This is a genomic window from Providencia sp. PROV130 (genome assembly GCF_028482225.1).
In the GTDB taxonomy this organism is placed as follows: Bacteria; Pseudomonadota; Gammaproteobacteria; order Enterobacterales; family Enterobacteriaceae; genus Providencia; species Providencia rettgeri.
This window is the reverse complement of sequence record NZ_JAMPQC010000007.1, coordinates 84,380-96,245: the sequence shown is the minus strand read 5'-3', so window position 1 is coordinate 96,245 and position 11,866 is coordinate 84,380. Positions and strand designations below refer to the sequence as shown.

The 11,866-nt window shown below is 37.6% G+C and carries 13 protein-coding genes; 2 read left to right on the top strand and 11 right to left on the bottom strand.

Features of this window, described 5'->3' with window-relative positions; genetic code table 11:
• Positions 1 to 5: 5 nt before the first annotated feature.
• The 3 genes from PSF28_RS06640 to PSF28_RS06630 form a co-directional block, all read right to left on the bottom strand.
• Positions 6 to 2,480, bottom strand: a complete 2,475-nt coding sequence (locus tag PSF28_RS06640) for a fimbria/pilus outer membrane usher protein (RefSeq protein ID WP_272684807.1) — start codon at positions 2,478 to 2,480, stop codon at positions 6 to 8.
• 86 nt (positions 2,481 to 2,566) lie between these two features.
• Positions 2,567 to 3,097 (bottom strand): fimbrial protein, encoded by a 531-nt coding sequence (locus PSF28_RS06635; RefSeq protein ID WP_115167985.1) that lies wholly within the window; start codon positions 3,095 to 3,097, stop codon positions 2,567 to 2,569.
• A gap of 694 nt (positions 3,098 to 3,791) precedes the next feature.
• Positions 3,792 to 5,363 (bottom strand): AbgT family transporter, encoded by a 1,572-nt coding sequence (locus tag PSF28_RS06630; protein WP_210840512.1) that lies wholly within the window; start codon positions 5,361 to 5,363, stop codon positions 3,792 to 3,794.
• Between the two features lie 456 nt (positions 5,364 to 5,819).
• Here PSF28_RS06630 and PSF28_RS06625 point away from each other — a divergent pair, with 456 nt between their 5' ends.
• Together PSF28_RS06625 and PSF28_RS06620 are read left to right on the top strand one after the other, a co-directional pair.
• The gene (locus PSF28_RS06625; RefSeq protein WP_210840415.1) at positions 5,820 to 6,200 is read left to right on the top strand and encodes a DUF1992 domain-containing protein; all 381 of its coding nucleotides are present in this window, start codon (positions 5,820 to 5,822) and stop codon (positions 6,198 to 6,200) included.
• A gap of 177 nt (positions 6,201 to 6,377) precedes the next feature.
• Positions 6,378 to 6,785 (top strand): DUF2628 domain-containing protein, encoded by a 408-nt coding sequence (locus PSF28_RS06620; RefSeq protein WP_004907987.1) that lies wholly within the window; start codon positions 6,378 to 6,380, stop codon positions 6,783 to 6,785.
• A 74-nt stretch (positions 6,786 to 6,859) separates the two neighbouring features.
• On the opposite strand, the gene PSF28_RS06615 is transcribed toward PSF28_RS06620, so the two are convergent.
• From PSF28_RS06615 to cutD, 8 genes are all read right to left on the bottom strand, one after another.
• Positions 6,860 to 7,561 carry an AraC family transcriptional regulator gene (locus tag PSF28_RS06615; protein ID WP_210840416.1) on the bottom strand — a complete coding sequence of 234 codons (702 nt, stop codon included), beginning with the start codon at positions 7,559 to 7,561 and terminating at the stop codon, positions 6,860 to 6,862.
• A 168-nt stretch (positions 7,562 to 7,729) separates the two neighbouring features.
• Entirely contained in the window at positions 7,730 to 8,065 is a 336-nt protein-coding gene (locus PSF28_RS06610; RefSeq protein WP_210840417.1) for a tRNA-binding protein, read from the bottom strand.
• A 191-nt stretch (positions 8,066 to 8,256) separates the two neighbouring features.
• A complete protein-coding gene (locus PSF28_RS06605; protein WP_004907976.1) occupies positions 8,257 to 8,583 on the bottom strand; it encodes a DMT family transporter in 327 nt (108 codons plus the stop codon).
• A 21-nt stretch (positions 8,584 to 8,604) separates the two neighbouring features.
• Positions 8,605 to 9,033, bottom strand: coding sequence for a DMT family transporter (locus PSF28_RS06600; protein ID WP_210840418.1), 429 nt, complete (start codon positions 9,031 to 9,033; stop codon positions 8,605 to 8,607).
• Between the two features lie 61 nt (positions 9,034 to 9,094).
• The gene (locus tag PSF28_RS06595; protein ID WP_272684806.1) at positions 9,095 to 9,787 is read right to left on the bottom strand and encodes a hypothetical protein; all 693 of its coding nucleotides are present in this window, start codon (positions 9,785 to 9,787) and stop codon (positions 9,095 to 9,097) included.
• A 14-nt stretch (positions 9,788 to 9,801) separates the two neighbouring features.
• The gene (gene pduL, locus PSF28_RS06590) at positions 9,802 to 10,446 is read right to left on the bottom strand and encodes a phosphate propanoyltransferase (protein WP_272684805.1); all 645 of its coding nucleotides are present in this window, start codon (positions 10,444 to 10,446) and stop codon (positions 9,802 to 9,804) included.
• Complete coding sequence (locus PSF28_RS06585) at positions 10,443 to 10,880, bottom strand: BMC domain-containing protein (RefSeq protein ID WP_210839014.1); 438 nt, start codon at positions 10,878 to 10,880, stop codon at positions 10,443 to 10,445. Before PSF28_RS06585 ends, pduL begins: the two co-directional genes overlap by 4 nt.
• 13 nt (positions 10,881 to 10,893) lie before the next feature.
• On the bottom strand, positions 10,894 to 11,844 hold the full coding sequence (gene cutD, locus PSF28_RS06580; RefSeq protein ID WP_210839012.1) for a choline TMA-lyase-activating enzyme: 951 nt from the start codon (positions 11,842 to 11,844) through the stop codon (positions 10,894 to 10,896).
• Positions 11,845 to 11,866: the final 22 nt, after the last annotated feature.

Genomic DNA, 11,866 nt, shown 5'->3' with positions numbered 1-11,866 from the left:
TTATTTTACTGATTGCACATGATGGCATCACTGCTTTTTACCAGAATACTGTCGGCAGAGAAGTTGCATGACTTTCCTTCTCCCCAACTGATACTTAACTGGTCGCCCATATTTAACCCTGTTAAGTAAACAATACCGGATTCTGCAATGATCCCAGAAACTTTATTATTCGAGGTATTTGTCACCACTGCACCCAGTGGTGGGTATTGGCCATTCACCAATTTAATGCGTGAAATTAATGATTTGCCGATGTCAGCATCCATTTTGATATAACCAATAGCGCCATCCGTTAATGCCGTTTCTAAAACGTTATCCTCAACGTTAACAGTATCTGGCAAGTTGTTGACATCCACTTTGTATTCCATATTGTAATAAGTCGGTACATTACTGATGGTCGCTAACCCAAGGCTGTTGGTGATAGCATGGCTATTTTCAATGATGACACCTTTCGCTTTAGGGACATCAACCACTAAGCGAGATTGGTCACGATACGTTAATCGATGCGCTGAAATACCATGTTGTGTCGCTGTAATTGAACCACTCACCATAATACTCGCTGAATTCATTGAGTCCGATAATGCCCCGCTCATTTGCAACTGCCCTGTATCACCACTGTGTGAAATAAACGCATTCACACTTCCTTGAGATAAACCGTCTTGAGTTGATGCTGTCAGGTTATAGTTTGTATTTTTATTCACATAATTACTGTAGTTGACATTATTAGTATAGCGCTTATCTTGATCACTATAAGAAGCAAAGTAAGAAATTGAGGCATTTTGGCTTTCAGTCTGTAATGGCCTACTTACCGATAAATAAATTTGATTATCTGTTTTATCACGGGAGTTACGCGATTGATTTAAAGATAAAGAAACGCTCCCTCCTTTCATAATTCCTTCATCAAAGAATTTATTTAATCCAATACTAAAATAGTTATTTTGTTTTCCGTTCCAATAGGTTTTGCGTGATGCAGAAATATTCGCACTCGCATTCATAAAATGTAATTGCTGTGCATATGACAGTGAAAATACATGTTTATCTTTATCCAATTCACCTTGCGATTTATCACTAAAGTTCTTTTCAACAAAATTAGATAATGAATTAAACGTACGGTCAGCAAAGCGGTAACCAGTTAAAGTTAATTGCCCATCAATACTCGGTAAATTTTTAGCGTAATTAATACGATAGCTCTTTCCTGTTTCTCTTGTACCCACATCGGCATATGATTGGGTTACATCAACAGAAAGAGCACCTAAGAAACCTAAGTTTTGGCCAACACCAAGGTTGATTGCACGATATTGATTATTTGATGTAGCAACCAAGCCCCCAAACACTGAAGTGTTATTAAGAACCCCGATAGAATTTTCAACTGTTATAAAATTCTTATCGATATTTTCATTATTTTCTGGCGAAAGTTGCCCTAAATTCATGGTATAGCGCACTTGGCCTTTACGGGTCAAAAATGGAATATTCGTGGTAGTGTATTGGAACGTAGTTTCTTTACCATTATCTTCGGTCACAGTAACATCAATTGTACCCATCACAGACTGGCTCAAATCTTTAATAACAAAAGGCCCAGCGGGTACTTTGATTTGGCTAATAATTCGCCCATTTTGAGATAAAGTCACGGTCGCATTCGATGCAGCAACACCAGTGATTTGCGGTGCATACCCTCTAAGGTTAGGAGGCATCATACTTTCGTCAGTAAAGACACTGATCCCTTTAAAGCGTACACTATCAAACAAATCAGATTTAATATAAATCTCGCCGACAAATAATTTTGCCGATAAACTCGCCATATCTCTGAATGCATAAATTTGGTCCCATTCAAAGCGGCTTTTTTTATCATTACTGCTGTTAACGAGCTTATTTTCATATTGATAATTCGCACGTAAACGCCACTCAGCAAGGTTAGCACCCACATTACCAAATGCGCTGAGGTTATTACGATTACCAGAACCTTTTCGGTAAAAATTATTATCACTAACCGTATAATCTAAAATTAAACCAGCAATACCGTAGTCACGTAGCTCAGGACTAACCCAAGATGAATACACCGCTGCAAGGTATTTTTGTGGAATAGAGATTGTCAAAATTTGATCGCTGTCATTAAAATCGACAGTGACATTTTTATCCAACGCACTAATATTGATACAATGGTCTTCTTCCGAAGATAGTAATATTTCTTTTGCATCTTCAGTTAATGGAAAGCGTTTAATAACACTCTCTGTAATACAAGGTTCAATTATTCCATCATGGCTAATAAATTTAATTTTCTCGCCACGTAAAATTCTTTTTCCATTTAAAACAATATCTGTCTCATACAAACCTTCACTAAAGTTATTTTTTTCAAAATAGCTTAAGTCAATATTATCATCGACAGATAAATTTAGTGCATTTATATTAAATGTTTCTGCATTAGAATATCCACCACATACAAGAAGTGAAATGATATAACAAATATTTTTTTTCTTAAAATACATGATTTCACTCTTTTAATTAAAAAATGCAGAGAAAAGGCTTTACGCCAAAAAGGCGTAAAGCAATTAGCAAGTAAATAAAGATGATATTACTCGTAGCTTAATACATAGTTCGCAACAGAATTAATACTACCTGCTGTCGCTGCACCTGTTGATTCTACTTGGGCAGATAAAATAATTGTTGTTTCTGCTTCTTTTAATTTTTGCTCTAAAACATCACCAGGTTTGATTGCTTTTCCATCATTATTAAAGAATGCTACGGCAATATTATCTGCACTACCTGTATTTGCCCATAAAGTTGATTTAGTTGCATCTGGTTGTCCATTAAATGCAATTTTAACTTTAGAATAAGGTGTTCCTGGTGTACCTGAATCTAACTGGCAATCTTGTAATTTTAATTCAAAAGCATTTAGTGGACCTGTTTTACCTGCAGCTCCTAAATTTGCAGCTGAAATACTACCTAATTGAACTTCTTTATTTATATCTGAAGGTGCGATAGTACATGCACCACTATTAACTGTACCTTTAAATGTAATTTTACCTGAACCAGCATCCGCAGCCATTGCAGAAATAGAAGTTGTTGTTAGTGCCAAGAAAACTGCGATTAATGTTTTATTCATCTTGCATACCTTATTAGTTAATAATTAATTTCTAGGGATTTATTTAATTTCTAGGGGTTTATTTAATTTCTGAACGAGATGAATAATACTCAGCATTCGAGTTAAATAATACAACTGAACTGTGTATTTAAGCTGTAGAGTGTAACTAAACATAAAAATCATAACTAATTGAAATTTAATAAATAACCCATCACCCCTCTTGTCATTTAAAGTTAAAATCCTGATGGTCATATAAAAAAATACGAACAAATCAGAATCAAAGCCCGCCATATAATAAATAATAAGCATTAAATGTAGAGATAAACAAAAAATAAAGGATTTAAATTGAAAAAAGGAAAAATGCAAATTAAAACATCATAAATACTCTAAAAATGCACTTATAGAGACACTTATTTACATCCATTCAAGATTCTGTTACCAATTCAATAAAAAATAAAGTATCAATCCATCCTAATATAAGTAAACCTTTTATAAATCAATAAACTAAACTATGAGTAAATATTTCAATACATCCTCTTTTATAATTTAATTTAAGCTATTTACTCAAAAAGAATCTCGTTCATTCTCTTTTTTATGTAAAAATAAAAATAAAAAACCAATTAATACAATGAGATATTGACATTTTATTTTAATCATAAAAAAGCTGCCTTAATAAGCAGCTTTTTTAGTTTTATATAAAGAAAATAAACTGTACTTAACTTCCCGGCGTGAAATAAATTGGTGAGCCAGGACCGACAGGGATGCCCAACACAAATACCCAGACAATAAAGAACAATGACCAGCCGATCAGGAAAATGATTGAATATGGCAACATCATTGAAACTAATGTTCCTATTCCTGCATCCTTCTTATATTTCACAACAATCGCCATAATTAAGCCAAAGTAACTCATCATCGGCGTAATAATATTCGTGACCGAGTCGCCGATACGATACGCGGCTTGGATAGTTTCTGGCGCGTAGCCCGCCAACATCAACATAGGTACGAAGATAGGTGCAGTGACAGCCCATTGTGCGGATGCAGAGCCAATCATTAAGTTAATGAATGCGCAGATAAGAATAAAGCCAATAAACAGTACACCACCATGAAGGTCAATACTATTTAAGAAGTTGGCACCTTTAACCGCAATAACTTGCCCGATGTTTGTCCAACTAAAGAAAGCAACAAATTGCGCAGCAAAGAAAATAATAACCAAATATAAGCCAAGCGTGCTCATCGCACCAGCCATTGCATCCACGATATCCTTATCAGAGCGCATGGTTTTAGCAATATAGCCATACACAATACCGGGGACAGCAAAGAAGACAAAAATAAAGACCACTATCCCTTTTAAGAACGGCGAGTTACTCACTAACCCAGTGTCTTGGTTACGTAATATTCCATTTTCTGGTACTACCATTAATGCCAAAAGTGCTGCCAATCCCCAAAAAGTCACAGATGCCCAAAATAAGGCTTTTTTCTCTAACGGAGTGACATTTGCCGAGGCATAGAGGCTATTTTCATCATCATCTACTGCACCGCCGGTGTATGGGCCAAGCTGTGGCTCAACAATTTTTTCAGTGATCAAATAACCTAAAATAGTGATTAAAAAAGTACTGGCAAACATAAAGTACCAGTTTGCTTCTGCGCCCACGATATAAGTTGGATCAATGATTTGTGCGGCTTGTTGAGTGATACCCGACAATAACGGGTCAACCGTGCCTAATAATAAGTTTGCTGAATAACCTCCAGAAACACCAGCAAATGCCGCAGCAAGGCCGGCTAAAGGGTGACGACCTAATGAATGAAAAATGATAGCTGCGAGCGGAATAAGTACCACATAACCTAACTCTGCCGCGGTATTTGACATGATCCCAGCAAACACGATCGCCATTGTGGTTAATTTTCGAGGGGCTTTGGTGACCACCAAACGCATGGCTGCGGAAAGTAAACCTGCTCGTTCAGCAATCCCCACCCCTAATAATGCGACGAGTACCGTTCCTAACGGTGCGAAGCCTGTAAAATTGGTGACGACATTCGCAATAATTTTTCGGATCCCTTCGGCATCCAATAAACTCACAATATGAATAATACCATCTTCTGCGCGCCCTTTTGCACCTTCGGGACGAGGGTCTGGCACGCTGACACCGAAGTACTGACCAATTGCTGAGGAAACTAATAAAATCGCAATTAAAATAATAAATAAAATAACAGGATGTGGTAGAGCATTACCTAACCACTCAACCGTTCTTAAAAAACGGCTTCCCTCTTGCTTTTTTTGTTCCATATTTTCTCCTTATAAACAAGAAAAACGGACATTACACAATGTTTTTGCTTTTTGCTATTTACAACTAGATAACTCTAAATCAACAAAATTCATGCAAATCAGATATAAAATTCAACATAATTAGGACTAACTCATTTTTATTAGCTATTAATATTATTAATTTAGTTAAAGTGGGTAATTACAACCAAAATAATTCTGGTAAATTAATTTTGATAAGTGTGGTCAACATAACAATTTTCATATTATCTATGGCTTTTTTTCGTCATTTATCACTAATTAAATATCATTTTTTAGCAGTTTTATTTTATATAAATTGTAAAACCCTTATTTATTAACATTCGATAAAACCTTGCTTATAATTCGGAATAACAAACCTAATAAAGAATAATCTGCCAATTTATTTATATTGATATGGAAGGTTATAATAGTAAAAAAACAACTCATGGAGCCTCTATTATGTCAGTTATCGACCTTTGGGCTGAACGCCACATTCAAGAATCACTGAGCAGAGGTGAACTTTCAAATTTAGCTGGGGAAGGTAAAGCTTTGCAGCTTGAAGATGATAGTCTGGTTCCGCCTGAGCTCAGGGCTGGGTATCGGATATTGAAAAACTCAGGTTATTTACCTGCAGAATTACAGCAAAGAAAAGATGTACTGACACTTAGCCACATGATACAAAGCCTATCAGTGGATGACCCAAATTATACATCAATGAGTAAGCAGCTGGCTTTGCTTGAATTAAAGCTCAAGCAAGCCAATATCAATACCGATTTTTTACATGGCAACTATGCAGATCCAATTTCTAAGCAAATAAATAATAAACCAAATAGCAAATAAACTTATGTCAAATAGTAAGTGAGTAAATATACGAGTAATTTGCCATTTTCTATAGTTTCTTAACACTTTTTTAAGAAAGCTCCGCAATAATCATATTAAGACTATTTCCCCCTATATTTATGCGAGCATCTTAGTATTATCAACCTCGACTTTATTATTAATAGACAAGGGATAAAGATGGAACAGAAACAATATTCTAGTAAATGGCAAAAACGTTTTGATTTCTTTGACAAGCATGGCGCACCTAATACACCTGAATTCAAAGCGGCGTTAAAAGCCGCCTCTTTCGGTGAGCGTATCCTCATTAACATGAACATTTTTGCTTTCTTCTTCGGTATTATTTACTTCCTAATTTTAGGGCTTTGGAAAAAAGGGTTAGTGATGCTTGGTATCACTATTGGGGTTGGTCTGGTTTTGAATATTATTGATTTTATGATTGGTGGAACTATCCCAAATGCAGTTTATACAGGGGTATCTGTCGGTATGTCCGCAATGTGGGCAATGATTGCTAACTATGCCTACTATATTAAAGAAACCAAAGGGTTGGATAACTGGAATCCGTTTGAAGGGATCCGAATGCTTTAAGTGACAATCAAATAAAAGTTGGCTGCTGGCAAGGCTGCCAATTTTTATCGCATAATAAAGTTTAGAATAGATAGCTACTCTAAATTAACACTCTGCAAACGATATTCATTCGGCGTTTTACCATAAAATTGGCGAAATGCGTGACTAAATGCGGAATGTGAGTCATAGCCCACTGCTAATGCAATTTGTTCTATTGATGTGTTGGTTAATAATAAACTCCCAGCCGCTTCCATACGTTTTTGTAATAAAAATTGCATCGCTGTTAATTGTGCTTCTACCTTTATTTTGCGTTGAAGCGTACTCACTGACATACAAAAAGCGGTCGCCATATCTTCACAACTAATAGGATGATGTAAACGCAGTTCCACCCATTGAGAAACTTCATCAATCCATTTTTTTTCAGGTTTTAACTGAGCCAATAACAAACGGGCAACGGTAAAATTATGTTCGGGAGCTTGTGGAAAACTTTGCAACCAATTCAAAAGACCGACTGCGGCAGGTGTCAGAGTAAATTCCGTCATTTTTTCACTTAATGCCCACTGTGCTGTTGCAGGCATTTCTAATACATAATTTTGATTGCCGACCTGCCCACTAAAAGCGTGATTAACACTTGGCGGGATCACCATCCCCTTGCCTGCATTAAGTAAAAAGTGCTGCCGATACATGTTTATTTCCATTTGCCCAGATAACGACAAAACGACTTGCCACTGCCCATCATGTTGATGAGAAATGACTTCGTCCGAATATTGGCGAAAATGAAGCTCAGGCAATCGCAAAGGGCACACTCCTACTGATACAGATGATAGCAGTATAACCTTTTTACTGATAAATGGCAGTGATGGCACCGACTACAGTAGGCGGCAAGCAAACGAGACCCTAGAAGCATACAAAAGTATGTGACTAGGGCGAGTGAGTGAAACCAACAACGCGAAGTATAACTAGCATTAGGCTAAAAGGGCACCATTCGGCAAAGGTAAGTTAAACTCCGCAAGAACAATCGCCCCCGTTTCATCAGGCGCTCCGGTAATTAATACTTCAGATTTAATCCCCGCGATTCGTTTAACCTCAAAATTGCACACGCATAATACCTGCTTACCAATCAAATCTTCTGGCGTATAATTGACGGTGATCTGTGCGCTAGAGCGCTTGATACCCAATTCCCCTAGGTCGACTTCCATCACATAAGCTGGCTTTTTCGCTTTACTGTTAATTTGTGCACTAATAATCGTACCTACACGCATTTCAACACGGGTAAAATCATCCCATTCAATAATTTGCATAAATCTATTCCTGAATTAAATTGCTTATGTGTAATAAATTAACACACAACAGATTTTGCGTTTTATCGCCAGAACGTCATTTTATGTAGCCAGACCACCACGGGCTAGGAAGACAAAAAATAGCCCTCATTAGAAATTGAGGGCAGAAAATACAAGACAGGAAATAGGTTGAAATAAAAACTTCTTGTTAATTACATTGTTGAAAATGTATTCATAATGATCCCGCCAGAGATAATTAACCCCATCGCAAATACCGCAGGGAAATCGGGTTTTTGTTTATATAAAATCATAGAAACTAAAGTTACACCGACAATACCAAATCCACACCATAATGAATACGCAACACCGACTGGAATATAGCCCATTGCACGAGTTAAAGCGAAATAACATAAGCAATAAGCAATAATAACTAACACTGATGGCCCCAGTTTGCTAAAACTGTTGGTCTTTTTAATCATTGAAGTGCCCGTTATTTCAGAACCAATAGAAAGCGCTAACCATAAAAATCCAGTAAACATAATATTCCCCTTAACTTTGAATTAATGAGCTGTTTTATTTTTTGCTGATAATAATGAAGACTCAGTTTCATCTTTTGATGATTCTGTTTCTTCCGGATCATCTGAGCCCATCTTGGAGAATAGATTCATGATCACAATACCACTTGCAATCACAGCCATTCCAATTATGGCCGCAGTATCTGGATGTTGACCATAAAACAACATGCCCAGCGTAGAAACCATCAAAATTCCTGTACCTGACCATGTAGCATAAGCTAAACCAACAGGGATATATTTAACTGCACGAGAGAGTGAATAATAGCAAATAACATACAACACAACGATTAATGCCAGTAATAATGATTTGGTCATACCTTCACTATTATCAAACATTTTTAAGGTCGAGGTTGCTGAAGTTTCAGAAATAATAACCGCCAGCATCCAAAGCCATGACTTTGCTTTAGGGGACATAGATAATACTCCTACGATAAATAGAAAGATTAAAATTAATTTTTAATTTGATTAAATAATTTTATTTTTTAAGAGACTTTAAATAATCGACTGCTAAATCTGTTAATTTATTTTCATCCGCACGGCACCCCCTAGGGTTATTCATTACTTCTTTTAAAGTAATATAGCGATTTTGATTTCCATTATTTATTTCAGGTTTTAAATTTTCATCAATACCTTTAGTTAAAAGCTTATTCTCTATTTCATTAAATGAATCAAAATAAACACCTAACTTAATTACTTTAGAGATATTTTCTCTAATTAACTGATTATAATTTTCATTTTTATTTAAACCTAAAACCTGACTTAATTCACTTTCAGGGCAGCAATGGTATTTCAATGCTAAGGTCGACATATTTTGTGATAAAGCCTGTAAGGCTAATTCACTTTCTTCACTGGCAAACAAACCATTGGCTATCTCACCAACTACTTTTGCATCAATGAAAGGTAAAAACAGGCTGTCATAATGGCTTAACCCATTTATTGATAAGGTGTTTTTATTTACAACACTTCCCAGTTCAGCCCATTTTTCAACTTGGGAAGACTGAAGCATGGATGCGGTGGCATAAAAGGAAAAAGCAACAGACTCTAGCTGTACCAACCTTTGGTAAATGGCTTGCTGGTAACCGTCAACTGGCGATAATACGACCAGAACGTGTCGCTTTAACTGACGTAAAACTCGCTGCACAATTCGCTCGATCAGTTCTTCGTTCATTTTGCCACCATTCCTTAACCCGCGATGAATACGCTATCGTTATTGCGTAAACCTGCCGCATTCGCCTCATCGGTATCGATATGAAACTCAAGGGAAAATCGTTCATCAACTCTCACAACAACCTCATCGAATACCAAGCTGCGCTCACCTTCAGTACGGATATTCACCTTCTGCCCATTCACCACATTTAGTGCTCTTGAGTCTATCACGCTCATATGAATATGACGCTGGGCACAAATAACCTGCGACTCAAGATTGACATGCCCTGCCGGGCCAATCAGTAACGCACAGCCCGAATTAACCAAGTCACCTGATTCCCTAACAGGAGCCTTAATTCCCAGTGCGAAGCAATCTGCTTTTGAAACTTCTAATTGTGTTTTTGGGCGAACAGGCCCCAGTACTCTGACTTTACTAATCGACCCTTTTGGCCCCACCACCATGACGCATTCTTTCGCTGCAAATTGCCCCGGCTGTTTTAAATCTTTGAATGGCGTGAGTTGATATCCCTGACCAAACAACGCTTCAACATCCTGCTGTGAAAGATGCACATGGCGGTTAGATATTCCGACAGGGATAGCAATGTTAGAAATACCCGCTTGTGCTGGAGTGTACGCAGAAAGCCGAGCTAGTATTTTCCCCATCAATTGCTCATTCATCATGATTTTTTCCCTTTACGCGGGTCATTTTTGAGGTCTTTCACATTGATGTCGGTTTTGACTTCAGCCACTGGTGCTTCCGTTTTGGTTTCAACAACTGCTTTTTCCACTAACTTTTCTGCTTTTACTTCCGACTGAAGGCTTTTCTCTAACTCGCCTTTTTTACTTTTCACTGTTAGCAATTTGCTGATCACACTTTCTTCAGGCCGCGCAATCACTAATGAGCCGACTAATAATTGGCTATTCGAAATTACTTCAATGCCGTGGTCAACCGCAGTACGAACGGCACTGATTTCGCCTTGAAAACAAACAGATACTAATCCAGAGCCTATTTTTCGATAGCCTATAATTTCTACACTGGCTGCTTTGCACGCCGCATCTGCAGCCTGTATGGCGGATGTCAGTCCCCGAGTTTCAATTACGCCTAAACTTTTCATCTGTCTCTCCTACTTAGTGACGAACCAGTCGAATATCGAAATCAAATTGTTTGAAGAATGCTTCAAGTTGGTCTAACTCTTCTGCACTATAGGTTGGGTCTTGCTTAACCGGATAAATCATGTCCAGTTTGTCGTATTTACCGCGACCTAACTGGTGATAAGGCAGAATATCGATGCGTTTTACATTGCCGCGTTTGGATAATTCCATTGCATAGTGGATAGCACCCGTGATGGCATCAAAGGAGTCGTTATAACCGCGAACAAGCGGCATTCTGACCACGATATTGGCACCAAGCTGAACCAATCTTTCGAGGTTACGGCGAACATTTTCATTGCCAATACCGAATAGATTTTTATGCTGTGCAGTATCAATATGTTTGATGTCATAGAGGAACAGATCGACAACTTCCGCTAACTTTTCATAGTTTTCTAACGATGTCGTACCTTGCGTTTCTATTGCCGTATTGATCATCATTTTTTTACACTCACGCAGTAGCGCGACGGCAAAATCAGTTTGTAGGCTCATTTCGCCGCCACCGATTGTCACTCCACCACCGGAAGAAATATAAAAATCATAATCTTGCATGATGATGTCCATCATTTCAGCTACCGTGACATCTTTCCCCATAATGTCTAACGCATCACCAATACACACCTCTTCGCATTTACGACAGCCAATACAGTCAATGCTGCGATTCACACGGTGAATTTGTTCACCTTGCTCATTAATGGTTTTGTAGTGGATCCCTGTTGGGCAGACATCAACACATTTCCCACAATTGACGCATTTATCATGGGAAAACATCACCTGAAACTGGCTACTTAACCCTTCGGGGTTAGCACACCACGGGCAACGAATATTGCACCCTTTTAAGAAAATCAGTGTTCGGATACCGTCGCCATCATAAATCGAGTATTTTTGGATATTAAATATCCGACCTTTAATCTCTGCCGCGCTCATCATTGCACCTCTAAAACTATGTTTA